The sequence below is a fragment of the Janthinobacterium sp. genome, assembly GCF_031995485.1.
Lineage (GTDB): Bacteria > Pseudomonadota > Gammaproteobacteria > Burkholderiales > Burkholderiaceae_D > Janthinobacterium.
This window is the reverse complement of record NZ_DAMAGB010000056.1, coordinates 1-24,114: the sequence shown is the minus strand read 5'-3', so window position 1 is coordinate 24,114 and position 24,114 is coordinate 1. Positions and strand designations below refer to the sequence as shown.

The window sequence follows — 24,114 nt, the reverse complement described above, 5'->3', positions numbered from 1 at the left end:
CCAGGTAAGAAGGTTAAAAACGGCCGTCAGGCTGACGGCTCGGCCATGTTCATCAACAGGCAGGAGCGGAACTTCGACGGCGACATCTGCTTGTGCGCCAAAAACTGGCGGTTGAAATTGGAGAGATTGTTGAAGCCCGTGCGGTAGCAGATATCGGTCACCTTCAGATCCGTGTTCATCAGCAGTTCGCACGCCAGCGCGATGCGTTCCTGGTTCACGTACTGGATGAACGAGGTGCCCGTGTGCTTGCGAAAGAAGCGCGTGAACTTGAGCGTGTTCATCTCGGCCACGTCCGCCACATCCTGCTCGCAAAAGTCGAGCGTGATGTTCTGCTTGATATATGCCAGCACCTGGTTGATGGTGGACGACATGTAGCGCCCCGCCTGCGCCATGTAGGTGACGCTGGCCAGCTGGCGCCGTTCGCGGCATGCGCACAGGGTGCCGAACAGGCGCGCAAACAGCTCCACCCGGCGCAGCCCCTGCGCCGTGGTCAGTTCCTGCATCAGCGGCACCAGGCGCAGGCCCAGCGAATCGGGAAACTGCAGCCCGCGCGACGCTTCGCCCATCAGCGACTTCAGTGGCGCCAGCTCGGGAAACAGCAGGATGCAGCGCTCGATGAAATCGCTGGAAAACTGCAGCACCAGGTCGCGCTCGGGCAGCACCACGCCTTCGGGCAGCTCGCTGACCCAGTTGTGCGGCAGGTTCGGGCCCGTCAGGATCAGGTTGCCCGGGCCATAGCTGCCGATATGGTCGCCGATAAAGAACTTGCCGGTCGAGGTGATAATGAAGTGCAGTTCATACTCGGGATGAAAATGCCATTTCGCCACCGTATGCGGAAAGCCGTGCGCCCACGCACGGAACGACTCGTAGAGCGGTTTATGGATCACTTCCAGGTCTGGCGTCACGGCATTTCCCCTGCACGGTCTCGATGGCGATATTCTAACGGTTTGGCGCCAGCGCCAAGCCGTTTTCGGCGTCGAACAGGTGGATATGTTCTTCGTCAAACGCCAGCGCCAGCGACTGTCCGATTTGCGCCACGCTGTTGGCGGCATTGGCCGGCAGCAGTGCCGACAAAGTCAGCTCGCCGCACTGGAAACTGGTCAGCGCTTCCGCCCCCAGCAATTCCACCAGGTCGATGGTGCACGCCAGGCCATGGCTGGCGCTGCCCTCCTCCCGGTCCTGGGCGGTAGCGCTGCGCAGGTGGTTCGGGCGCAGGCCGAATACCACCTTGGTGCCGGCCACCAGCGCGGCAAAGCGTGGCGACGCCAGGGGCCAGCGGTAGCCGGCGCAGGCCAGCACCGGCTGGGCGCCCTCCTGCTCGATCACGCCATCGATGAAATTCATCGCTGGCGTGCCGATAAAGCCGGCCGCAAACAGGGTGCGCGGATGGTTGTAGAGTTCCGCTGGCGTGCCGATCTGCTCGATATGGCCGCCCTTCATCAGCACCACGCGGTCGGCCAGCGTCATCGCTTCGAGCTGGTCGTGCGTCACGTACAAAGTGGTGGTGCGCAGGCGCCGGTGCAGGCGCTTGATGTCGGCGCGCAGCTGCGCGCGCAGCTTGGCGTCCAGGTTCGACAGCGGCTCGTCGAACAGGAACACCTGCGGCGTCTTGATCATGGCGCGCGCAATTGCCGTGCGCTGCTGCTGGCCGCCCGACATGGCGCGCGGCTTGCGCTCGAGCAGGCTGTCGAGGCTGAGGATGGCCGCCACCTCGCGCACGCGGCGCTCGATTTCATCGTCCGGCACCTTCAGCCGGCGCAGGCCAAAGGCGATATTGTCGTACACCGTCATGTGCGGATACAGCGCGTAGTTCTGGAATACCATCGCCACATTGCGCGCACGCGCCGGCAAGTCGTTGACGACGGCGCCTGCTATGTGCAGCTCGCCGCCGCTGATGTCTTCCAGCCCGGCGATCATGCGCAGCAAGGTCGACTTGCCGCAGCCTGAAGGCCCGAGCAGGACGATGAATTCGCCGTCGTCGATGTCCAGGTCGAATGGCTGCAGCACGGCCGTCTTCTGGTCATAGGTCTTGTACAGCTGCCTGCAGGCGATATTTGCCATGTTCAGTCTCCGGCCAGTTCGATCTGAATCTTGACGTCCTGCGGGTGGCCCTGGGCCGCTTCCTCGAACGCCTGTACGCCATCGGCAAAGCCGAAGGTACGCGAGATGAACGGTTTCACGTCGATCTTGCCCGAGGCAAGCAAGGCGATCGCGCGCGGGAAAATGTTCGCGTAGCGGAATACGGATTCGATGCGCACCTCCTTGGCCTGGATCGCGACGATATCGAACGGGACTTTATCGGGCGGCATGCCGACCAGCACCAGGCAGCCGTTGGGGCACAGCAGGTCGACGATATGGTCGTAGGCGCGCATGCTGCCGCTGGCCTCGAACACGATATCGGCGCCCCAGCCGTCAGTCAGGTCGCGCACGGTGTCCGCCAGATTCACCTGGCGTACGTCGACCGTGGTGACGGCCGGATTGCCGGCAAATAGCGCCAGCTTTTCCGGCACCAGGTCGGCCAGGATCACGCGCGAGCAGCCCCCTGCCAGTGCCGCCAGCGCAGTCATCGCGCCGATGGTGCCGGCGCCAACTACCACCGCCACGTCGCCCGGTTTGATGGCCGCTTTTTTCGCCGCCTGCAGGCCGATCGCCAGTGGCTCGACAATGGCGCCTTCGCCGAAGCTGACGTTGTCGGGCAGCCTGAACGTAAACGCGGCCGGATGCACCACGTACGGCGTCAGGCAACCGTGGATCGGCGGCGTGGCCCAGAAGCGTACGGCAGGGTCGAGGTTGTACAGGCCGCGCATGGTGGCGGGCGAATCGAACTGCGGCACGCCCGGCTCCATGCAGACGCGGTCGCCCACTTTCAGGTGCGTCACTTCCGCGCCCACTTCGTCCACCACGCCCGACGCCTCGTGGCCCAGCACCATCGGCGCTTCGACCGCGAACGGGCCGATCCGGCCATGCTTGAAGTAGTGCACGTCACTGCCGCAGATGCCGACCGTGTGGATCTTGATTTTTACGTCGCGCGGGCCGACGGCGAGCGCGATATCGATGTCGCGCAAGGTGATGGTGTGCGCCTGTTCCAGTACGAGAGCTTGCATGATGCTTCCTTTATTTGTGTTTGAGCATGGAGTTGAGCAGCCGGCCCAGGATGCCGACGAACAGCAGCGGCGGCAGCGCCAGCAGCACGGTGGAGGCATTGACCACACCCCACGGCACTTCCTGGCCCATCGACGTAAATGCCGAGGCGATCACCGGCAAGGTGACGCTCTTGGACGAGGTCAGCGCCAGCGCGATCATCAGTTCGTTCCAGACCAGCACGAAGCTGAAAACGATGCCGCCCATCAGGGTTTTCGACGCCACTGGCAGTGCCACTTTCCAGAACACCTGGTAAGGGCCATAGCCATCGAGCGCGGCCGCCTCCTCGATCTCTTTCGGGATGCGCGCAAACGCAGGGATTGACAGCCAGATAATGGTCGACAGGGTCACCAGCAGATAGGTCACCACCATCGACAATCGCGAGTCGTACAGGCCGAGGTCGATCCAGATCGAGATCAGCGGAATCGCCACGGCCACCGGCGGCAAAAAGCGCAAGGAGAGCAGGAAGAACTGGATATCCTTCTTGGCCGGCACCGGATAGCGGGCGATCGCATACGCGGCCGGCACGCCCAGCACGGCGCCGGCAAGCACCGCGATGCCGACGATGGCCACGCTGTTGCCCAGGCCCGTGAGTACCTCGGGACTGGCCAGCACATGCCGGTAGTTGGCCAGGGTCGGGCTGAAGACAAAGCGCGGCACTGGCGTGACGATGTCCATCAGCTCCTTGAAGGAGTTGAGCACGGCCCACAGGATGGGAAACAGCGCCACCAGCACGATGGCGGTGGTGATCGCGGTGGTGGCGACGCGGTCCGCGCCGCGCTTGAGCGTCAGTTTTCCCATTTGGCGACCCGTTTCCAGAGCAGGGTAAAGATGATGGTGGTGGCGAGCATCATCAGCACGGCCATGCTCGACGCGTACGAGATCTTGCCCATCAGGCCAATGCCCTGTGCATATGCGTACATGTCCAGCGTTTCGGTGGCGATGCCGGGGCCGCCCTTGGTCATCACGTAGATCAGGTCGAACGAGCGCAGCGACTCGACCATCTTGATGAACACCAGGCTCATGATCGGCACCTTGAGCATGGGCAGCGCGATATGCGCATACACCTGCAAGGTGCCGGCGTAATCGAGGCGGGCCGCTTCCAGCGGTTCGGGCGGCAGCGTTTCGAGCAGTTTCAAGATCACGGCGCCGAAAAACAGCCCCCACTGCCAGATATCGACCAGCGCCACCGCATGCAGCGCCGTGGCCGGATCGGACAGCAGCGCCGTGCCACCGAGGCCCACGCATTCCAGCAGCCAGTTGAGGATGCCCATCAGCGGCGAATACATGAACTTCCAGATAAACGCGGCCGACACGCGCGGCAGCAGCACCGGTACGATCAGCAGCAAGGCGATCACGTCACGCGTGCGGCCCTTGATCTTCTCGAACAGGAACACGGCCAGCAGCACGCCAACGATCAGCGAGCCGGCCACGGTGACCACCTCCCACACGGCTGAAACCTGCACCGCGTTCAGGAAGCGGCGGTCGCCGAACAGGCGAATGAAATTGGCCAGCCCCACATAGTCGCTGTCGCTGTAGCGCAGCACGCGGTTTTGCAGGGCCAGGTTGATGGCGGCAATGGTGGGCACCAGGCCCAGCACCACGAGGACCAGCAGCGGCAGCGTCAGGAAGACGGCCGGCAGCCAGGTGTGGCGCTTTTTTTGGATGGAGTGCGGCATAAGACAAGCTTTCAGGCACGTTAGCGTAAATCAGGGGGCAGACCTGGCGGGGGAATGCGCCCCGGTGGGCGTACTCCGATCGCGAAGCGACTGACGCCAGCTCTTTCGCCGTTGGGTGGAATAACGTTATCGCCTTACTTGCGTTTTTTGGCCCGCGCCACCACCTCGGTCGCATACTCGTTCGCCTCATCGAGCGCGCTTTGCACATCGCCGCGCGTGCCGGTAAATACCTCTTCCAGCACCACGCCCAGGTTGTCGCCAATGTCCGGCCATTCGGGGCTGGGCCAGATGGTGACGCGCGAGACCGGCGTGGTGTCGGTCAGGCCGGCCTGGATCTGCGGTTTGACGTGCTTGCGGAAGTAATCGCTGTTGATGGTGCTGGTGCGGTTGTAGTCGCTGAAGACGTTGTCCTTCAGGCGCGCCTGTTCCTGCTCCTTGCCGGTGGCAAAGGCGATGAATTTGCCGGCTGCCTGGCGCGTGCATTCGTCTTTCGCGCCCGAGGTGGAAATGGCCAGGCCGTGGCCATACGCGGCCGACGCCAGCGGCGACGGCGGACGCACATAGCCGACCTTGTCGACTACCGACGATTTTTTCGGGTCTTCCATCCAGTCGGCAAACGGCGTCGATTCGATCATGAAGGCCACCTTGCCCGACCTGAATGCTTCGAGCGCATTGCTCCAGTCATACGTGGCGCCACCGGGCGGCGCATACTTGAACAGGTCGCGGTACAGGGAGGTGGCTTTCACGGCCTGCGGCGAATTGAAGCTCGGCACGCCGTTGTTTTCCCACTTGCCGCCAGCCGCCAGCATGAACGGCGCCCAGCGCCACACATTCATGCCCGAACCGCGCTGGCCGCGCGCGGCCCAGCCGTAGACGTTCGGTGGGCTATGCATTTTTTTCACGGCTGCCACCAGTTCGTCCAGCGTTTTCGGCACGGCAATGCCGGCCTTTTCCAGCAGGTCGCGGCGGTAGAACAGGAAGTCGCTGCCGCCGATCAGCGGCGCGAAATAGGCCACGCCGTTGTACGAGGCAACGGCGCGCCGCCCCGGCAGGAAGTCGTCGTAGTCGGCCTCCTTCGGCAGATACTTCAGCAGCGGCACGACCCAGCCGGCGGTGGCAAATTCGGCCACGTTGGCTTCGTCGATATAATAAATCTGGTAGGAGCCGGCCCTGGTGGATGCGTCGAGCCTGGCCTTGGAGCGGCGGTCGTTTTCGCCGAAATAGCTGATTTGTACCTTGGTGCCGCTGGTCTTTTCATAATCGGCCAGGGTCTTTTCCATCACGGTGAGGCCCAGGCTTTTCTGCGCCAGTACCTTGAGTACCGGCACCTTGCAGCCTTGCGCCGAGGCGTCGGCAAAGCCGGCGGACATGAGGGTGCCCCATGCGATAGCAGTCATGATTTTCATAACACGTCTCCATTTTTATAGTCCGGCGGTTTTCCACCGGTAGAACCACTATAAAAACAAAGACTGCCCGCCACCACTGCAAAAGCGGCGAATTTTCAAATACTATTTTTCAGCCGGGCGGCCGCCATGCCGGCCGCCCCATGCTGATATTTTTCGGCCAGAACAATATATAAAGCCGCTTGATTTATTAATTAGGCAAGCGTATATTTGGCTCGGGTTACCGCGTTTCGCGGCTACCCCCAGGCCAAGGCATACGCCCTGCCGGTAAAAAATAAATAGATTCTGGAGACAACACAATGAACGTCAAACAATGCATCGCACTGGCTATCCTGACTGCAACCGGCGGCGCCGCCATGGCCGATGAACCGATCGTCGGCCTGATCACCAAGACCGATACCAACCCCTTCTTCGTGAAGATGAAAGAAGGCGCGCAGCAACGCGCAAAACTGAAGGGCGCCAAGCTGTTGACGGCGGCCGGACGCGCCGACGGCGACAACGCCGGCCAGGTCACGGCGATTGAAAACATGGTGGCCGCCGGTGCCAAGGCGATCATGATCACCCCGAGCGACTCGAAAGCCATCGTGCCGGCCATCAAGAAGGCGCGCGCCGCCGGCGTGCTGGTGATTGCCCTCGACAGCCCGACCGAGCCGCAGGAAGCGACCGACGCGCTGTTCGCCACCGACAACTACAAGGCCGGCTTGCTGATCGGCCAATACGCCAAGGCGGCCTTCGCCGGCAAGCCCGCCAAGATCGCCATGCTGGACTTGTTCCCGGGCCATCCGGTGGGGATTGCCCGCCACAACGGTTTCCTGGCCGGTTACGGCGCGCCGGGCATCAGCGCCAAGACGGTCGAGCCGGCAAAAACCGCCGACGTGGTATGCATGGCCGACAGCTTCGGCGACCAGGGCAAGGGCCAGACGGCGATGGAAAACTGCCTGCAGAAAAATCCCGACATCAACCTGGTGTACACCATCAACGAGCCGGCCGCCGCCGGTGCCTACAAGGCGCTCAAGGCCCTGGGCAAGGAAAAGAACGTGATGATCGTGTCGGTCGACGGCGGCTGCGCCGGCGTGCGCGACGTCAAGGCAGGCGTCATCGCGGCGACCTCGCAGCAGTACCCGCTGAACATGGCGGGTCTGGGCGTCGAGGCCGGCGTCGAGTACGCCAAAAACGGGAAGAAGGCCAGCGGCTACGTCGACACCGGCGTCACCCTGATCAGCGACAAGCAGCAGCCGGGCGTCGCGAGCCGCGACACGGCGTTCGGCCTGAACGCCTGCTGGGGTAAATAAGCCCACGCCGGCGGCCGCGTTCGGCAAGGCTGCCTGCCTTGCCGGCGCACGGCCGCCTGCGCGTCTCCTTTTCCCCTTTTGAATATGGATAACAGATGAGTTCCACCGTCCCGACCTTTATGCCGCCGCTCTCGAAACTGGGCCCGGTCATTGCCCTGCTCGCCGCCTGCGCATTCTTCGCGTCGCAGAGCGACCGCTTCCTCAGCAGCCAGAATTTTTCCCTGATTTTGCAGCAAGTCATGGTCGTCGGCATCATCGCCATCGGCCAGACCCTGATCATCCTGACCGCCGGCATCGACCTGTCGTGCGGCATGGCGATGGCGCTGGGTTCGGTCATCATGACCAAATTCGCCGTCGACCTCGGCATGAATCCCTATCTCGCGATAGGGTGCGGCATCGCCATTACCGTGCTGATCGGCTTCATCAACGGCGCGCTGGTCACCTCGATCAAGCTGCCGGCGTTTATCGTCACGCTGGGCACGATGAACATCGCCTTCGCCGTCACGCAGTTGTACTCGCAGGCCCAGACCGTCACCGGCCTGCCGGAAGCGATGGGTTTTTTCGGCAACACCTTCCAGCTTGGCCAGGCCACCTTCACCTACGGCACCGTGCTGATGCTGGCAATGTACGTGCTGACCTGGCTGTACCTGCGCGAGACCGCGCCAGGCCGCCACCTCTACGCCGTCGGCAACAATCCGGAGGCCGCGCGCCTGACCGGCATCGCCACCAATAAAGTTTTGCTGGGCGTCTACATGATCGCCGGGATGTGCTACGGCATCGCCGCGCTGATGTCGGTGGCGCGCATGGGCGTGGGCGACCCGCAGGGCGGCCAGACCGACAACCTCGACAGCATCACCGCGGTCGTGCTCGGCGGCACCAGCCTGTTCGGCGGGCGCGGCTCGATCATGGGCACGCTGGTCGGCGTGCTGATCGTCGGCGTGTTCCGCAACGGCCTGACCTTGATGGGCGTGTCCTCGGTGTACCAGATCCTGGTGACGGGCATCCTGGTCATCCTGGCCGTGGCCACCGATCAACTGACACACAAGAAGGGTTGATTCATGAAAAATCATGTGCAGCCGGTATTCCAGGCCCGCGGCCTGGTCAAGCGCTACGGCAGCGTGACCGCCCTGGACGGCACCGATTTTGATTTGCTGCCAGGCGAGATACTCGCCGTAATCGGCGACAACGGCGCCGGCAAGTCCTCGCTGATCAAGGCCCTGTCGGGCGCCCTGGTACCTGATGAGGGCGAGATGCTGCTCGACGGCAAGCCGATCCATCTCAAGTCGCCGATCGACGCCCGCCGCTATGGGATCGAAACCGTGTACCAGGACCTGGCGGTGGCGCCGGCCATGACGATCGCCGAGAACCTGTTCCTCGGCCGCGAACTGCTGCGCAAAGGCATGCTGTCGAGGTTGCTGCGCCTGATCGACAAGAAGAGCATGCTGGCCGAGGCGGAAGCCCATATGCGCGATCTGAAAATCGGCATCCGTTCGATGAAGCAAGCCGTCGGCACCCTGTCGGGCGGCCAGCGCCAGGGCGTGGCCGTGGCACGCAGCACGGCGTTTGCCAAGCACGTCGTGATCCTCGACGAACCAACCGCCGCGCTCGGCGTAAAGGAAGGCAATATGGTATTGGAACTGATACGCAATGTGCGCGACCGCGGCCTGCCGGTGATCTTGATCAGCCACAACATGCCGCATGTGTTCGAAATCGCCGATCGCATCCACGTGCAGCGCCTGGGCAAACGCGTCGCCGTGCTCGACCCGAAACATATCAGCATGTCCGACACCGTGGCCGTGATGACGGGCGCGAAGAGCGCTGCGGAATTTCCGGAGGAAGCCCATGCTTAAGGGAATCGATCCGCTGCTCAGCCCGGAATTGCTGAAGATCCTGTGCGAAATGGGGCATGGCGAGGAAATCGTGCTGGTCGACGCCAACTTCACCAGCCAGACTTTGGGCCAGGGCAAGCCGCTGGTGCGCCTGCCCGGCATCGACCTGCAGCGCGCCAGCGCGGCGCTGCTGTCGGTGTTTCCGCTCGACGCCATGGTCGACCAGCCGGTCTCCTTCATGAAGGTATGCAACACCGCCGACGGCTATCTGTCGGCGCTGCAGCGCACCATGCTCGAGCAGATCGCCGCCACCGGCGCCGCCACGCCGGCGCAATGCGAGGCCGTCGAGCGCTTCGCCTTCTATGAACGCGTCAAAGGCGCCTACGCCATCGTGCAGACCGGCGAAATGCAACCGTACGCCAATTTCCTGTTCAAGAAGGGGGTGATCAGCGATCCGCTGGCACGCTGAGCAACCTGCAAGAAACACATCCCCCGATTCGGACGCACCTGGCAGTATTGGCGCGGGGATGTGCACGCCAGAATAAAATACAAATATAAAGGAGACATCATGTCGTACCACCTTCCGGTTCTCGCCTCCTGTCTTGCCACCCTGCTGGTGGGCTGCAGCAGCGGCAACAACAGCGACAGCGAAGCGCCCCAGTCCAAGTACCTGGAAACCTATCGCCCCCAGCTCTCGTACACCGCCGCCAAAAACTGGCTGAACGATCCCAACGGACTGGTCTACCACGATGGCGAATACCACCTGTTCTACCAGTACAACCCGAACGGCAATACCTGGGGCGACATGTCCTGGGGCCATGCCGTCAGCACCGACCTGCTGCACTGGAACGAGCTGCCCGTCGCCCTGTCGGCCGAAAAAGACGCTGGCGGCAAGCTCACGCAGATGTTCTTCTCCGGCAGCGTGGTGGTGGACACCAACAATACCAGCGGCCTTGGCAGCGCCGGCAAGCCTGCCATGGTGGCCGTCTACACCAGCGTGTACCCGCAAGGAAAAACCCTGGCCAACGGCCAGGTGCTCGCCCCCAATGCCCAGGCCCAGTCGATCGCCTACAGCCTGGACCGGGGACGCACCTGGACCCAGTACGCAGCCAACCCGGTGATTCCCGTGCCACCGGCGCCGTTTGAAAACGAGGGGCAAAATTTCCGCGACCCCAAGGTATTCTGGTATGCACCGGAGCAAAAATGGGTCATGGTGGCCGTGGCCTCGGAGCGGCACCAGGCGCTGCTGTTCTCGTCCAAGAACCTGCGCGAGTGGACCTACATGAGCGCCTTTGGCCCGGCCAACGCGGTCGGCGGCATCTGGGAATGTCCCGACCTGTTCGAGCTGCCCGTCGATGGCGACGCCAGCAAACGTAAATGGGTGATGAACATCAACATCAATCCCGGCTCGGTGGCTGGCGGTTCAGGGGCGCATTATTTTGTGGGGCAATTCGACGGCAAGCAGTTTGTAGCCGACGCCAACAGCGTGATCGACAAGAAGCCCCCTGCGGGCACCGTCTACCAGGACTTCGAAGCGGCCAGCTTCGATGCCACCGGCTGGACCTCGACGGGCGACTTTGTCGGCAAGCCGCCCGTAATCCCCTCGCATGGCGTGGCCGACAACCAGGGCCGCCAGTTGCTCGACACCTACCGGCTGGGCAAGGACGACGCGGCCATGGGCACGCTCACTTCGCCCGCCTTTACCGTCACCAGCAAGTACATCAATCTGATGGTCGGCGGCGGGCGCCATCCGCGCGTGCCCGATGCGGGCGACGGCACGGTCCCTGCGGGAGCCTTGCTGTTTCCGGGCGCCGGTTTTGAAGGCCCGGCCAATGCCACCTACGCCGACCTGGGCTGGACGCCCGCCGGCGACGTGGTGGGGCAAAAGGTTGCCGCCGGCAGCGACGCCGACCGGCAGGCGGCAGCCGGCAAGCTCGGCGCGGGTGTGTTCAATTCCCTCATCGGGGCCGGTGACGTGTCCAAGGGCAGCCTGACGTCGCCCACCTTCACCATCTCCAGGGCCTATATCAACTTCCTTGTCGGCGGCGGCAACCATCCCTACAGCAGTCCCAATCCCACGGCGGTGGTGCTCAAGATTAACGGCAAGGTGGTGCGCAGCGCCACCGGGGCGGACTCCGAACTGAACTGGACAAACTGGGATGTGCGCGAGTTCGCCGGACAGCAGGCCCAGATCGTCATCATCGACGACAACGACGGCGCCTGGGGACACATCGTTGCCGACGTGTTCGAGGCATCGGACCAACCGGCCAAGCCCGTCAGCTATGAAACGACGGTCAACCTGCTGGTTGACGGCCAGGTGGTCAAGAGCGAGACCGGGGCCAATGCCGAAACCCTGAACTGGCGCAACTGGAACGTGGACGCCTACCGGGGCAGGAGCGCACAGATCCAGGTGGTGGACAAGAACACCGGCGGCTGGGGCCATATCCTGGTCGACCATATCGTCTTTTCGGACAGTGCCAAGGAAGAAGCCAACTGGCTCGACTACGGCGCCGACTTTTATGCCGCCGTGACCTGGAACGGCATACCCGATGGCAAGCGCATCGGTCTGGGCTGGATGAGCAACTGGGACTACGCCGGCAACACGCCCACCACCCCATGGCGCAGCGCGCAAACCTTCGCCCGGGAATTCACGCTGCGCACGATCGGCGGCCAGGTGCGGCTGGTGCAGCAGCCGGTGGACAACTTCAGCACACTGCGCAACAAGGCGCTCTACAGCGCCAAGGACCGTACGGTGTCAGCCGGCGTGCAAAAGCTCGATATCGCGCCCGCCCCGGGCCAGGCGCTGGACATCGTGGCCAGGTTCCAGCCCGGCGGTGCCAGCGGTTTTGGCCTGAAGGTGCGCACCGGCACGAATGGCGAAGAAACCGTCATCGGCTATGACGCGGTGGCCGGCGAGGTCTACCTCGACCGCAGCAAATCGGGCGACGCCAGCTTCAACGCCAGCTTTGCCGCCCGCCATACCGCCCCGCTGCCGCTGCGCACCGGCACAGTGGACCTGCGCATCGTGGTCGATACCTCGTCGGTGATGGTCTTTGCGGGCAACGAGGTGGTGTTGACCGACCAGATCTTTCCGCAACCGTCCAGCAATGGTGTCGCGCTGTTCGCCGTGGGCGGCGCGGCAACCCTGAAAGAGCTGACAATATGGCCGTTGAAGTCGATCTGGGCCAACCACTAACGTGCACGGGAGCTCCAGTCATCGGGAGCTCCAAGCCGGGGACAGGCGGGGCGTCGGATCTGTAATAAAATGTCCTTCTTTTACGCCTGTAGAAATCGGACCCGCCCCACCATGTCAGACAGCTTTACCGAAGAAGCGTGCGCGCCGCAAGCGGCCATCGACGATGCGCCATGGCTGCAGCCGCGCGGCTCGAACCAGATGGGCATGAGCCAGTTCAACGAGCGGGTGGTGTTGCAGGCGGTGCGCTTGCACGGCAGCATGCCGAAGGCCGACCTGGCCCGGCTGACCAACCTGAGCACGCAAACGGTTTCCCTGATCATCAACCGCCTGCTTGAGGAGGGCCTGGTCAGCAAGCGCGCGCCGGTGCGCGGCAAGGTCGGCCAGCCGTCGGTGCCGATCATGCTCAATCCGGACGGCGCCTTCTCGATCGGCATCAAGATCGGCCGGCGCAGCCTCGACGTATTGCTGGTCGATTTTGTCGGCAAGACGCGCGAGCGCCTGTCGTGGCCCTATCCCTTTCCCGTCGCCGACACCGTGTTCGGCCAGATCGAGTCGGCGCTGCACAGCATGGCCGGGCTGCTGGGACCGAAGTTGCTGCCGCGCCTGTGCGGCATCGGCATCGCCGCGCCGCTGGGCCTGGGCGGCTGGCAGAATCTGCTCGAGATGGCGCCAGAGCAAGCCAACGAGTGGGACCGCATCGATATCCGCCAGCGCGTGCAGGCGATGACGGCATTGCCGGTCGAGTTCGCCAAAGACACGTCCGCCGCCTGCGTCGCCGAACTGGTGCTCGGGCGCGGGCGCAGCATCAAGAATTTCTTGTACGTATTCGTCGACATCTTCATCGGCGGCGGCCTGGTCATCAACAGCCATTTGCACGGCGGCCTGCACGGCAACGCCGGCGCGGTCGGCTCGTTGCCGCTCGGCATGGCCACGGCCGGCGCAAAAAACCCGCCGGGCCAGTTGCTGGGCGACGCCTCTCTGTTCAATCTCGAGCAATTGTTCACCCTGGCCGGGCTGGACCCGGCGGCCGCCCACGACGGGCGCGCGCTGCAGGAACCGTTCGTCACGCACACCGCAGCCTGGCTCGACGACGCGGCGCGGGCCATTGCGCTGAGCATCAACAGCGCCACCTGCCTGCTCGACCTGGAAGGGGTGATTATCGACGGCTCCTTCGACCGCGGCCTGCTCGATCAGTTGCTGGCCCAGGTCGAGCGCGCGCTGGAATGCTATAGCTGGGAGGGCATCGCCCGACCACAGGTGCTCGGCGGCACCGTCGGCTCCGACGCGCGCGCCGTCGGCGGCGCCTTCCTGCCCCTGTATGCGCATTTCGCGCCGGACCGCGACCTGTTCCTCAAGTAAAGGTTCTGACGCGCCTAAAAAAAACTCCGGCGATAGATATTGATATCCTTGCCAACGATGGGCTGGCGCGAAAAACGTTCGAAGCGCAGACCGAGCTTGTTGATCAGATTGATCGACGGCTGGTTCTGCGGCGACACCAGGCCATACACCGCAGGCAGGTCCAGCACGTCGCGCGCGTGGCGCAGCACGCCGGACGCAGCTTCCCACGCCAGGCCCTGGCCACAGTAAGCGGGCAGCAGCGCGTAGCCGATATCGGGCGCCGGCATGGTGGCGCGCTTGATCAGGCCGCACATGCCGATCGGGACATTGTCAGCGCGGTGGTCGACGATATAGAAGGAGTAGCCCAGCTCCTTCTGCTGCGCGATGGGCCCCGTTTCCAGCGCCGCGCGCGCCGCGCCCAGGGTGTGGATATTGCGGTCGCCGATGGTGGCCAGCCAGGTCGGTTCATTGACCAGCTGCAGGAAGAACAGTGCATCGCCGACGCTGGCGGTACGCAGGCGCAAACGCGGCGTCTCGATCACCGTCACGCTGTGGCTCATTCGGGCCACTGCATCGGATCGCTGAGCAGCTGGTGCATCACATACGCGTCGACATAGCCGAGCTGCGCATGGCGGTACGCCATCGGCAAGGTGCCCACCACCGTGAAACCGAGCTTTTTCCACAGGGTGACGGCGGCCAGGTTGGTGCTGACGACAAAGTTGAACTGCATCGCCAGGTAGCCGGCGCGGCGCGCCTCGTGCAGGCAGTGCACGCCCAGCATGCGGCCCACGCCGACGCCCTGCGCAGCCGGGTCGACCATGAACGAGGCATTGGCCACATGGGCGCCGTGGCCCACCTGGTTCGGGATCAGCTTGTACATGCCCAGCAGGCGCTCGTCGCCCATGGCGGCGACAAAGCTCTGCACGCCTTGACCGAACCAGTAGTCGTGGCAGGTTTCACGCGTGGTATCGGCGTCGAAGGGATAGCTGTCGCCGTTGGCCACCAGCGTGTGGAAAATGCTCCACATGGCCTCGAAGTCAGCTTTGGTGGCCGGACGGATGTCGATTTCTTTCAAGATAATGCTCCCCAGGGCGAGTGATGGACGATTGTATCAGCGACCCAGGCGGAAGTTGACGCTATCTGGGCGGCCCGGCAGCTGCAGGCGGGCGCCGGCGCGCGGCGACTCGCTGACCACCCGGCCACGGCGCAGCACCAGCCGGCGCGCCGCGCGCAGGCGCAAGGCTTCCACGGTGGAGCCGCAATCGAGGATCACCAGGTCGGCGTGGCAACCGGGGGCGATGCCGTAGCCGTCCAGGCCCAGGATGGCGGCCGGCGTTTCGGTGACGGCCAGGAAGCAGTCGTGCATCGCCTGCTGCCCCGTCATCTGCGCCACGTGCAGGCCCATGTGCGCCACTTCCAGCATGTCGCCCGAACCCAGGCTGTACCACGGATCCATCACGCAGTCGTGGCCGAACGCGACCGGGATGCCGGCGGCCAGCATTTCGGGCACGCGCGTCATGCCGCGCCGTTTCGGATAGGTATCGTGCCGCCCCTGCAGGGTGATGTTGATGAGCGGGTTGGCAATCGCCGCCACGCCCGCCTCGCGGATCAAAGGCAGCAGCTTGCTGACATAATAATTGTCCATCGAATGCATGGAGGTCAGGTGCGAACCGGTCACCCTGCCCTGCATGCCCAGACGCTGTGCATGAAACGCCAGCGTTTCGATATGGCGCGACATGGGATCGTCCGATTCGTCGCAATGCATGTCGACCATCAGTCCCTGCTCGCAGGCGAACTCGCACAGCAGGCGCACGGACTCGGCGCCGTCCGCCATGGTGCGCTCGAAATGCGGGATGCCGCCCACCACATCGACGCCCATGGCAATCGCGCGTTTCAGGTTGTCGAACGCGCCCGCGCTGCGCAGGATGCCGTCCTGCGGAAACGCCACCAACTGCAAATCGAGATACGGCGCGACCTGGCGCTTGACGTCGAGCAGCGCTTCGACCGCCAGCAGGCGCGGATCGCAGATATCGACGTGCGTGCGGATGGCCAGCAGGCCGCGCGCCACGGCCCAGTCGCAGTACTGCAGCGCACGCTCGACCAGCGCCTGCTGGGTCAGGTCCGGTTTCAGCTCGCCCCACAGGGCGATTCCTTCCAGCAAGGTGCCGGACGCGTTGACGCGCGGCAGGCCATAGCTGAGCGTGGCGTCCATATGGAAGTGGGCGTCGACAAACGGCGGCGTGACCAGGTCGCCTTCGGCGTCGATCTCCCGCGCGCCCTGCACCGGCAAGGAATGGCCGACGGCGGCAATGCGGCCCTGGGCTATGGCGATATCGATGGACTGGCGCCCATCGGGCAAGCTGGCGTTGCGAATGACAAGGTCCATGGTTTTCCTGGCAAGAGAGTCGAAGCGGAGATAAAAATGTTGCACTGCACGAATATAAAGTAAAACTGCATCTGGAACATAACGTTACAACAAGCATTTTGCGCCGTCACAAATACGCTGCAAAAAGCAATCGGCCAAGAAATCCGGCGGCTGCACGAGCACAGCACGATTCGAAATAGCTTTCAACCAACACGATTCGCCGCTAGAATATTCATATTGCGTTGCATCAAAATACTTGTCAATGACGCTGACACGACTGATATTTCCACAAAACGCGGCCAGGACAGGTATCGCGGCAAGCGTTTTGCCAGCATTTTAATCCGCACCAAGGAGTAAACATGTTTCCGCTTCCACAACAACTTTCCGATGCGGCCAAATCGCAATGGGAATCGCAGCTGGACATCTTTCATGCGCTGAGCAATAAAGTATTCGACAGCACCGACAGGATCATCGCCCTGAACCTCGACACCGGCAAGGCAGCCCTGGCCAGGAGCACCGAGACGGCGCAGCAGTTGCTGGCCACGCAGGACGCGCGCGACTTCCTCACTTACAGCACCAGCCAGGCCCAGCCTGCTATCGAAAGCATACTCGCGTATAGCCGCCAGCTGTTCGGTATTGCGTCCAGCACGCAGGCCGAACTGCTGGCTGCGGCCAAGGCCAGGCTCGATGCCGGCGCACCGGCGGCGGCACCAGCAGCCCAAGCGGCCAGCGCGCCGGTCCAGGTGGAAGCCATCGTCGACGTTCCTGCCGCTGCACCTGCTGCACCTGCTGCCGCTGCCGCCTCTGCCCCTGAGCCAGAGCCAGAGCCCGAGCCCGAACCGGCCGCGCCTGCCGCCGCCGCCACGCTGGCGCCCGTCGCCGAACCAGAGCCCGCAGCACCGGCACCGCTGCCATTGGCCGCCACCTTGCCGATCGCCGCCTCGGCGCCGGTCGAGCTCGAAGCTGACATCAAGCCGGTCGTGCAGGCCGCAGTCAAGGCCTCCCCGGCCAGCAAGCAAAACGGCCCCAGCACCGCCAGCAAGGCCGTGGGCAAGCCGGCTTCGCGCGGCAAGCGCAAATAAGCCGGCGGCAGTTCCGCCGCACTGAACCACAACGGGCTGCGGCCCGTTTTTTGCGCGCTTTCCACACGCTTGCCTTGCTGGCGTGAGCAGCGCCTTTTCCCGCCTTGTTGTATCCTGTGCGTACTTTTCGTCCGCGCGCCCCTTCCGTCCGCCCCGCGACACCCCGCTAACAAACACTACAAGGTAACCATGAGTTTATCGAGGCTTATCGCCGGCTTCGTGCGCCAGCATTGGCCGGCCTACGCCACCGCCGCCGTCATGCTCACCGGCGTGGCCGCCCTGACCGTCTGGATTCCGCGCCGCGTCGGCGCCATCATCGATGCGCTGGCGGCCCACCGGATGAGCGCATCACAGTTATGGATCGAGCTGCTGACCCTGCTCGCCGTCGGCGTCGCCATCTATTTCCTGCGCGTCGGCTGGCGCATCACGCTGTTCAAGGCTGCCTACCAGCTGGGCGTGATGCTGCGCACGCGCTTCTATACGCGCATGTCGCAGCAGGGCGCCTCGTTCTACCAGGGCCAGCGCACGGGCGACCTGATGGCGCTGGCCACCAATGATATCGACGCGATCGAAATGGCGGCCGGCGAAGCGATGCTGGCCGGCTTTGACGGCACCCTCACCCTGTTGATGGTGCTGGGCATCATGCTGCTGGGCGTGGACTGGCGCCTGGCCTGCATCGCCCTGCTGCCGTTTCCGCTGATGGGCTTGGCCTTCTGGCGCATTTCCAGCCATATCCATACGGCTTCGACCGATTCGCTGAAACGCTTTTCGGCGCTGAACGACCATGTGCAGGAATCCGTGTCGGGCGTGCGTACCCTGCGCGCGCTGGGCCTGGAACAGCGCAGCAGCGCGCAGTTTTCCACCCTGGCCGGCCACGCGGCCGATGCCAGCCTGACGGCGCAGCGCTGGGAAGCGGCGTACGAGCCGGCCGTCGGCCTGACGCTGACGGCCGCCACCGCGCTGACGCTGGGCCTGGGCGGCTACCTGGTGTGGCACGACCAGCTGACGATCGGCGCGCTGACCAGCTTTTCCATGTACCTGGGCCAACTGATCTGGCCGATGTTTGCCGCCGGCTGGGTGCTGTCCCTGATCGAACGGGGCCGCGCCGCCTGGCAGCGCCTGCAGCCGATGCTGGACGCGCCGCTGGCCATCGATGACCATGGCAGCATTGCCGAAGTCGCGCCCGGGCCGCTCACGCTGGAACATGTCGGCTACGCCTATGCCGGGCAGTCCACGCCGGCGCTGGCCGATATTACCCTGCGTTTGGCACCGGGCCAGACCGTGGGGCTGGTCGGCCCGACCGGCAGCGGCAAGTCGACCCTGCTGCGCGTGCTGCTGCGCCAGGTCACGCCACAAGGCGGCAGCGCCACCTGGAGCGGCCAGCCGCTGGACGCATACACCCTGCATGCGCTGCGCGCGGCGATCAGCTGGGTGCCGCAGGAGTCGTTTTTATTTTCCGCCACGATCGCCGACAATATCGCGCTGGCCCGCCCCGGCGCCACCCGCGCGGAAGTGGAACAGGCGGCGCAGCTGGCCGATATCCACGCCGATATCCTGCAGTTCCCCGATGGCTATGAAACCCATGTGGGCGAAAAAGGCATTACCCTGTCCGGCGGCCAGCGCCAGCGCGTGGCAATTGCCAGGGCCCTGCTGGCCGACAACGGCCTGCTGCTGCTCGATGATGCGCTGTCGGCTGTCGATACGGGCACCGAGACGCGCATCCTGCAGCACCTGGAACAGCTGCGCCAGCGCCGTCCCGAGCGCAGCGCCATTATCGCCAGCCACCGCCTGAGCGCCGTCGTCAACGCCGACCAGATCGTGGTACTGCGCGATGGCCGCATCACGGAAGCGGGCAACCACGAACAACTGCTGCAACTCGATGGCTGGTACGCCAGCCAGTGGCGTTATCAACAACTGGAGGCCAGCCTTGACGCCAACTGACACCGCGCAAGCGGATAGCACCGAACACACCGTGCGCCGCCAGGCGCGGCAGGCGATCGCCCTGCTGCGCCGCGCCGCCGCACCCGACCTGCGCCACCTGTACTGGGCCACCTTCTGGCTGATTATCGCCGCCGCGCTGGAAGTGACGGGGCCGATCCTGGGCAAGGCGCTGATCGACCAGCATCTGCTGCCGCGCAATCTGGACTGGACGCGCATGTCGCTGCTGCTGGGCGGCTGCCTGCTGACGGGCTGGGTCGCTTCCGGCCTGCGCTACCTGCAACTGGTGCGCTTGTCCGGGCTGGCCATGCGCTCGGTGCAGCGCCTGCGCGAAACCGTTTACCAGCACGTGTTGCGCCTGCCGATGGCGTTCTTCGACCGCGCCATCACGGGCCAGCTGGTCAGCCGCGTCACCAACGATACCGAAGCGGTCAAGTCGCTGTACGTGCAGGTGCTGTTCGTGATCCTCGACAGCTCGATCGTGCTGATCGGCACCATGGCCGCCATGGCCTTCCTCGACTGGCGATTGATGCTGATCGTGCTGGCGCTGCTGCCGGCCGTGCTGGTGATCGTGTTTCTGTACCAGCGCTGGAGCGCGCCGGCCGTCACGCGCGCGCGCGCGCTGCGCAGCGAGATCAACGGCCAGGTAGCCGAATCGATCGGCGGCATGAGCGTGCTGCAGGCGAACAATGCCGAGCGCCGCTTCGGCCAGCGCTTCAAGGGCATCAACGAAGAGCACTACACGGCACGCATGCATGAGCTGCGCGCCAATGCCTGGCTGCTGCGCCCGGCGCTCGACATGCTCAATATCGTGCTGCTGGCGGTGGTGATTTTCAGCTTCGGCCGGCGCGAAATGGGCGCCGTCGAAGTGGGCGTGCTGTATGCGTTCATCAGCTATATCGCGCGCGTGATCGAGCCGCTGATCCAGATCACCATGCAGTTCAGCCAGCTGCAGCAGTCGGTGGTGGCCACCGCGCGCGTCTCGGCCCTGCTGGACGAGTCCCAGGCGCTCGAACATGCGCCGGGCAAGGCGGCCGGCAGCACGCGCGATAGTGCAGTCCCTGCCGGCACGCCGGCGGTGGCCATCGAGCACCTGACGTTTGCATATGTCGAGAACCAGCCGGTGCTGCACGATCTGTCGCTCACCATCCCGCAAGGGGCGTTCTTCGGCATCGTCGGCCATACCGGCAGCGGCAAGTCGACGCTGCTGTCGCTGCTGCTGCGTTTTTATCCCGTGGCGCAGGGGCGCATCGCCATCAACGGCATGCCCCTGGACGGCATCGACAACGAGCAGTTCCGCGCCGACGTGGGGCTGGTGCCGCAGGACCCGTTCCTGCTGGCCGCCTCCGCGCGTGAAAATATCGACATGGGCCGCGGCTATACGCAGGCGCAGATCGAGGCGGCCGCGCGCGCCGCGCATGCGCATGACTTTATCGCCGCGCTCGAACATGGCTACGATACGCCGCTGGGCGAAGGCGGCTCGCGTCTGTCGTCAGGCCAGAAGCAGCTGATCGCGATTGCCCGCGCACTGGCCGGCCAGCCGCGCATTTTGCTGCTCGACGAGGCGACTTCGCGTATCGACAGCCAGACCGAGCAGATCGTGCAGCTGGCGCTGAACGAATTGCGCGGCAAGGTGACCATCATCGCCATCGCGCACAGGCTGTCGACGATCCGCGACGCCGACACCATCATCGTGCTCAACCATGGCCGCATCACGGAAGCGGGGCCGCACGAGCAACTGATGCAGGTGGAAGGCGGCTTGTACCAGCGACTTTATCTTCTGCAACAATTAGCACAGTAAGCATTTCTCTGTCGATAGCGGAAGTGTGCACTTCGGAAAAAATCTGCACACGCCATGAAATTTCTTGTTTGCAACAGAATATAATCGGTTGCAAGCATGGGGCAGACGCAGGGGCAGCGCAGTGGCGGGTACATACAGGTGGGCAGCATGGCAAGGCGGTCGGCGCGCAGCACAGTGGCTGCTGGCGCTGGGCTGCCTGTTGCCCGCGCTTGCCGAGGCTTCTTCCGATTTGCAGCAGCGCCTGGAAGCCGTGCGCGAGGACGGCCGCTTCGTGCCCGACCGCGCGCTGCAGCGCCTGAAAGAGATCGAAACCGAAGCGCTCGGCGCGGCCCTGCCGCTGCGCGCCGAATTCATGACCCAGCTCAGCAACGCACACATGCGCCTGGGGCAGAACGATATCGCACTGCAGCTGGCCGAAGACCTGATCGCCTACGCCCATCAGCACCACAGCGACGTGGCGCTGGCCAAGGGTGTGCTCAACAAGGCCTATATCAGCTTTGCGCTGAATGAACCGCACACTTCCCACCTGCTGGCGTTCGAGGCGGAAAAGATCGCCAACCGCACCCAGGACCTGCCGGTGCGCGTGCAGGCCACCATCAGCGCCGGCCAGTCGTGGGCCGAGGAAGGCAACTTTCCTGCGGCGCTGGGCAAGCTGCAGGCGGCCGTCGAGATGGCGCGCCTGGGCAGCTCGCAGACCGACCTGGCGGCGGCGCTGAACGCCCTGACCCTGCTCCACACGCAGATGCGCGACTACGACAAGGGTTTCAAGGTGCTCGGCGAATTGCTGGCGGTGGCCGGCAAGCTGGAGTCGCCGGGCCGCCTGGCGCAGGCCAGGAACACGGAATACGGGCTGGCGCTGGACGCCAGCCAGCCGCGCCGCGGCCAGCGCGCACTGCTCGAAGCGCTGGCCCTGGAGCGCCAGCTGGGCGCCCGCGCCATGATCGCGCCCACGCTGGTCAACCTGTCGGACAGTTATCTGAAGCAGGGCGACTTCCACAGCGCGCTGCGCCATGCCAACGAAGCCATCAAGGCCGCGCGCGTCATCAGCAACGACCAGGTGGAAGCGACGGCGCGCCTCAATATCGGCCAGGCCCTGATCGGCCTGGGCCGCCACGAGGAAGGCAAGCTGAGCGTGGAAACAGGTCTTGCCTATTACGAGCAGATGAACAACTTGCCGGACATGCAGGCGGTGCTGCTCGAATATGGCGTGGCGCTGGAAAAAGCCGGCGACATGAAAGCCGCAGTAACGGCCTATCACCGCGAACGCAAGATTTCCAACCTGCTGTTCCAGAAGCAGCGGCAAAAAGCCGTGTACGAGCTGCAGGAAAAATACGAGACGGAAAAGAAACAGCGCCAGATTGAACTGCTGAGCCGTGAAAACCAGGTCAAGAGCGCCGAACTGGACAACCGCCGCCTGCAGCAGCGCGTCTGGTGGCTGCTGGCGCTGGTGATGGCGCTGGCGGCCATCATCGTCGGCCTGCTGTACCGCAAGGTGCGCCACGCCAACGTGCAGCTGAAGGAAAAAAACCTGGAACTGGCGCACCAGAGTTCGCGCGATCCGCTGACCAGCCTGTATAACCGCCGCCACTTCCAGGAATTCATGCGCCGCTATTCCGGCACGCTGCCGCCCACCCTGCCGGCCGGCCTGCCAGCGGACGGCGACATGGTGGGCGCGCTGTTCCTGCTCGACGTCGATCATTTCAAGCTGATCAATGATCAATACGGCCATGCCGCCGGCGACCTGGTGCTTACCACCATTGCCACCACCCTGCACGATGTACTGCGTGAAACGGACATGATCGTGCGCTGGGGTGGCGAAGAATTCCTGGCCTTTTTGCCGGCCGTCACGCGCGGCAGCCTGGACGATATCGCCAGGCGCGTGCTCGACGGCGTGGCCGCGCAGCGCGTCAGCTACCAGGACCAGGCCATCCGTGTGCACGTCTCGATCGGCTTTGCGCCCTACCCGCTGGCGCCGCTGGGCCAGCCGCTGTCATGGGAGCGCAGCGTCAACCTGGTCGACATGGCCTTGTACCTGGCCAAGGCGCACGGACGCAACCGCGCGTATGGCGTGCGCGGTTTTCACGGCATGGAAGGCACGACGCTGGAAGCGGTGGAGCAGGACCTGGAGCGCGCCTGGCGCGACGGCTTTGTGGAATTGCACGTGGTGCAGGGGCCGCATGAGGGCTTGCCGCGCGCGGCTGCCTGAACAGCACACGTAAAAATGGCCGGCAAGCCGGCCATTGTCTCGATCGATGCTTGACGCTCAGTTTTTTGCCGATTCTTGCATCTTCTCGCCGGCGCGTTCCACTTTCTTGCCGACCGCATCGGCCGCTTCGTTCATTTTCTGGCTGGCGTCGGCGCCGACCTGGTCCATCTTGGCGCTCGTATTGGCAGCAGCCTGGTCCATCTTGGCGTCCGCATTCGCGGCAGCAGCCTTGATGTCGGCCTCGGCCTTGGCGGCGGTAGCGTCGATTTGCGCGCCTGCCGTCTCGGCTGGTCCCTTGGTCGACATGTCATCCTTTTTCTGGCAGGCGGCCAGCGCTACCACCATCATGCCGGTGGCACACAGAGTCATCAGGTGTTTGCTTGGTTTCATTATCAGTCCCTTTCCTTGTTATTAAAATCAACAGATCAGGCTGCAATATACACCCGGCGATTTTTTTCCAGCGTACGCCAACGCACATAAGAATCGGCATTTTGACAGCAGTTTGTAAGCAATGGTTTCAACCTTGCAGGCTCGCTCAGCGCGGGGTTTCGCCGTCCAGCAGCGCGCTTTCCAGCAGTTGCGACAGCGACCCGCGCAGCGCTTTCACACGCGCCGCCAGTTCGGGCCGCTTGTAGCGTTCCGCAGCCACCAGGCGCTTTTCCACGCATGCATGATCGCGCCTGGCCAGGCAGGCATCGGCGGCATCGAGTTCACGGCTGGCCTGCGCCACCTTGATGCGGGCATCGAGTTCCATCGTATCGGCATCCTCGCCCCAGCGCTTGACATACGCCGCCAGACGCGTGGCCGCCTGCTCGGGCTTGCCCGCATCAAACGCCTGGCCGCT

Annotated in this window: 20 protein-coding genes and 1 pseudogene; 10 read left to right on the top strand and 11 right to left on the bottom strand. The window is 64.1% G+C overall.

Translation table 11 applies throughout. The annotated features are described in order from the left end of the window. Positions 1-26 precede the first annotated feature (26 nt). The 6 genes and pseudogenes from RTQ46_RS23890 to RTQ46_RS23865 form a co-directional block, all read right to left on the bottom strand. Positions 27-905, bottom strand: a complete 879-nt coding sequence (locus RTQ46_RS23890) for an AraC family transcriptional regulator (protein ID WP_312440089.1) — start codon at positions 903-905, stop codon at positions 27-29. Positions 906-963: 58 nt separating this feature from the next. Further along, positions 964-2,061: pseudogene (locus tag RTQ46_RS23885) on the bottom strand (ABC transporter ATP-binding protein); the annotation flags it as partial. 2 nt (positions 2,062-2,063) lie between these two features. Continuing rightward, positions 2,064-3,104: an NAD(P)-dependent alcohol dehydrogenase gene (locus RTQ46_RS23880; protein ID WP_312440088.1), complete on the bottom strand. Its 1,041-nt coding sequence runs from the start codon at positions 3,102-3,104 to the stop codon at positions 2,064-2,066. A gap of 10 nt (positions 3,105-3,114) precedes the next feature. Further along, on the bottom strand, positions 3,115-3,942 hold the full coding sequence (locus RTQ46_RS23875) for a carbohydrate ABC transporter permease (protein WP_312440087.1): 828 nt from the start codon (positions 3,940-3,942) through the stop codon (positions 3,115-3,117). Further along, entirely contained in the window at positions 3,930-4,820 is an 891-nt protein-coding gene (locus RTQ46_RS23870) for a sugar ABC transporter permease (RefSeq protein ID WP_312440086.1), read from the bottom strand. The genes RTQ46_RS23875 and RTQ46_RS23870 overlap by 13 nt, the downstream gene beginning before the upstream one ends. A gap of 134 nt (positions 4,821-4,954) precedes the next feature. Next, positions 4,955-6,217 (bottom strand): sugar ABC transporter substrate-binding protein, encoded by a 1,263-nt coding sequence (locus tag RTQ46_RS23865; RefSeq protein ID WP_312440085.1) that lies wholly within the window; start codon positions 6,215-6,217, stop codon positions 4,955-4,957. Between the two features lie 305 nt (positions 6,218-6,522). Between RTQ46_RS23865 and RTQ46_RS23860 the strand changes: the two genes are divergently transcribed. From RTQ46_RS23860 to RTQ46_RS23835, 6 genes are all read left to right on the top strand, one after another. After that, positions 6,523-7,515, top strand: coding sequence for a sugar ABC transporter substrate-binding protein (locus tag RTQ46_RS23860; RefSeq protein WP_312440084.1), 993 nt, complete (start codon positions 6,523-6,525; stop codon positions 7,513-7,515). 95 nt (positions 7,516-7,610) lie between these two features. Next, positions 7,611-8,570: an ABC transporter permease gene (locus tag RTQ46_RS23855; protein ID WP_312440083.1), complete on the top strand. Its 960-nt coding sequence runs from the start codon at positions 7,611-7,613 to the stop codon at positions 8,568-8,570. 3 nt (positions 8,571-8,573) lie between these two features. Continuing rightward, positions 8,574-9,365: an ATP-binding cassette domain-containing protein gene (locus RTQ46_RS23850; protein ID WP_312440082.1), complete on the top strand. Its 792-nt coding sequence runs from the start codon at positions 8,574-8,576 to the stop codon at positions 9,363-9,365. Next, positions 9,358-9,813, top strand: coding sequence for an RbsD/FucU domain-containing protein (locus RTQ46_RS23845; protein WP_312440081.1), 456 nt, complete (start codon positions 9,358-9,360; stop codon positions 9,811-9,813). The genes RTQ46_RS23850 and RTQ46_RS23845 overlap by 8 nt, the downstream gene beginning before the upstream one ends. A 99-nt stretch (positions 9,814-9,912) precedes the next feature. Further along, a complete protein-coding gene (locus tag RTQ46_RS23840) occupies positions 9,913-12,540 on the top strand; it encodes a GH32 C-terminal domain-containing protein (protein WP_312440080.1) in 2,628 nt (875 codons plus the stop codon). A 111-nt stretch (positions 12,541-12,651) separates the two neighbouring features. Further along, positions 12,652-13,899, top strand: a complete 1,248-nt coding sequence (locus RTQ46_RS23835; RefSeq protein ID WP_312440079.1) for an ROK family transcriptional regulator — start codon at positions 12,652-12,654, stop codon at positions 13,897-13,899. 14 nt (positions 13,900-13,913) lie between these two features. Here RTQ46_RS23835 and RTQ46_RS23830 read toward each other — a convergent pair whose 3' ends face one another. Genes RTQ46_RS23830 through RTQ46_RS23820 form a run of 3 tightly spaced genes read right to left on the bottom strand, consistent with a single transcriptional unit; the run spans position 13,914 to position 16,264 of the window. Continuing rightward, positions 13,914-14,438: a GNAT family N-acetyltransferase gene (locus RTQ46_RS23830; RefSeq protein ID WP_312440078.1), complete on the bottom strand. Its 525-nt coding sequence runs from the start codon at positions 14,436-14,438 to the stop codon at positions 13,914-13,916. After that, entirely contained in the window at positions 14,435-14,953 is a 519-nt protein-coding gene (locus RTQ46_RS23825; protein ID WP_312440077.1) for a GNAT family N-acetyltransferase, read from the bottom strand. The genes RTQ46_RS23830 and RTQ46_RS23825 overlap by 4 nt, the downstream gene beginning before the upstream one ends. Positions 14,954-14,989: 36 nt before the next feature. After that, positions 14,990-16,264 (bottom strand): amidohydrolase family protein, encoded by a 1,275-nt coding sequence (locus RTQ46_RS23820; RefSeq protein WP_312440076.1) that lies wholly within the window; start codon positions 16,262-16,264, stop codon positions 14,990-14,992. Between the two features lie 338 nt (positions 16,265-16,602). Here RTQ46_RS23820 and RTQ46_RS23815 point away from each other — a divergent pair, with 338 nt between their 5' ends. The 4 genes from RTQ46_RS23815 (at position 16,603) to RTQ46_RS23800 (ending at position 23,270) form a co-directional block, all read left to right on the top strand. Next, positions 16,603-17,325: a phasin family protein gene (locus tag RTQ46_RS23815; RefSeq protein ID WP_312440075.1), complete on the top strand. Its 723-nt coding sequence runs from the start codon at positions 16,603-16,605 to the stop codon at positions 17,323-17,325. Positions 17,326-17,514: 189 nt separating this feature from the next. Then, positions 17,515-19,266, top strand: a complete 1,752-nt coding sequence (locus tag RTQ46_RS23810) for an ABC transporter ATP-binding protein (RefSeq protein ID WP_312440074.1) — start codon at positions 17,515-17,517, stop codon at positions 19,264-19,266. After that, positions 19,253-21,064, top strand: a complete 1,812-nt coding sequence (locus tag RTQ46_RS23805) for an ABC transporter ATP-binding protein (protein ID WP_312440073.1) — start codon at positions 19,253-19,255, stop codon at positions 21,062-21,064. The genes RTQ46_RS23810 and RTQ46_RS23805 overlap by 14 nt, the downstream gene beginning before the upstream one ends. Positions 21,065-21,263: 199 nt before the next feature. Next, entirely contained in the window at positions 21,264-23,270 is a 2,007-nt protein-coding gene (locus RTQ46_RS23800; protein WP_312440072.1) for a tetratricopeptide repeat-containing diguanylate cyclase, read from the top strand. A gap of 57 nt (positions 23,271-23,327) precedes the next feature. On the opposite strand, the gene RTQ46_RS23795 is transcribed toward RTQ46_RS23800, so the two are convergent. Both RTQ46_RS23795 and RTQ46_RS23790 read right to left on the bottom strand, forming a co-directional pair. After that, a complete protein-coding gene (locus RTQ46_RS23795; RefSeq protein WP_312440071.1) occupies positions 23,328-23,660 on the bottom strand; it encodes a hypothetical protein in 333 nt (110 codons plus the stop codon). Between the two features lie 145 nt (positions 23,661-23,805). After that, positions 23,806-24,114 (bottom strand): hypothetical protein (locus RTQ46_RS23790; RefSeq protein WP_312440070.1); only part of this gene is annotated, 309 nt, incomplete at its 5' end.

What these genes read in the sequence shown, in the direction of transcription:
- RTQ46_RS23870 (WP_312440086.1), bottom strand. Translation starts at nt 4,820, where the DNA reads ATGCCGCACTCCATCCAAAAAAAGCGCCACACCTGGCTGCCGGCCGTC.
- RTQ46_RS23860 (WP_312440084.1), top strand. Translation starts at nt 6,523, where the DNA reads ATGAACGTCAAACAATGCATCGCACTGGCTATCCTGACTGCAACCGGC.
- RTQ46_RS23830 (WP_312440078.1), bottom strand. Translation starts at nt 14,438, where the DNA reads ATGAGCCACAGCGTGACGGTGATCGAGACGCCGCGTTTGCGCCTGCGT.
- RTQ46_RS23835 (WP_312440079.1), top strand. Translation starts at nt 12,652, where the DNA reads ATGTCAGACAGCTTTACCGAAGAAGCGTGCGCGCCGCAAGCGGCCATC.
- RTQ46_RS23840 (WP_312440080.1), top strand. Translation starts at nt 9,913, where the DNA reads ATGTCGTACCACCTTCCGGTTCTCGCCTCCTGTCTTGCCACCCTGCTG.
- RTQ46_RS23815 (WP_312440075.1), top strand. Translation starts at nt 16,603, where the DNA reads ATGTTTCCGCTTCCACAACAACTTTCCGATGCGGCCAAATCGCAATGG.
- RTQ46_RS23880 (WP_312440088.1), bottom strand. Translation starts at nt 3,104, where the DNA reads ATGCAAGCTCTCGTACTGGAACAGGCGCACACCATCACCTTGCGCGAC.
- RTQ46_RS23795 (WP_312440071.1), bottom strand. Translation starts at nt 23,660, where the DNA reads ATGAAACCAAGCAAACACCTGATGACTCTGTGTGCCACCGGCATGATG.
- RTQ46_RS23875 (WP_312440087.1), bottom strand. Translation starts at nt 3,942, where the DNA reads ATGGGAAAACTGACGCTCAAGCGCGGCGCGGACCGCGTCGCCACCACC.
- RTQ46_RS23810 (WP_312440074.1), top strand. Translation starts at nt 17,515, where the DNA reads ATGAGTTTATCGAGGCTTATCGCCGGCTTCGTGCGCCAGCATTGGCCG.
- RTQ46_RS23865 (WP_312440085.1), bottom strand. Translation starts at nt 6,217, where the DNA reads ATGACTGCTATCGCATGGGGCACCCTCATGTCCGCCGGCTTTGCCGAC.
- RTQ46_RS23845 (WP_312440081.1), top strand. Translation starts at nt 9,358, where the DNA reads ATGCTTAAGGGAATCGATCCGCTGCTCAGCCCGGAATTGCTGAAGATC.
- RTQ46_RS23855 (WP_312440083.1), top strand. Translation starts at nt 7,611, where the DNA reads ATGAGTTCCACCGTCCCGACCTTTATGCCGCCGCTCTCGAAACTGGGC.
- RTQ46_RS23820 (WP_312440076.1), bottom strand. Translation starts at nt 16,264, where the DNA reads ATGGACCTTGTCATTCGCAACGCCAGCTTGCCCGATGGGCGCCAGTCC.
- RTQ46_RS23850 (WP_312440082.1), top strand. Translation starts at nt 8,574, where the DNA reads ATGAAAAATCATGTGCAGCCGGTATTCCAGGCCCGCGGCCTGGTCAAG.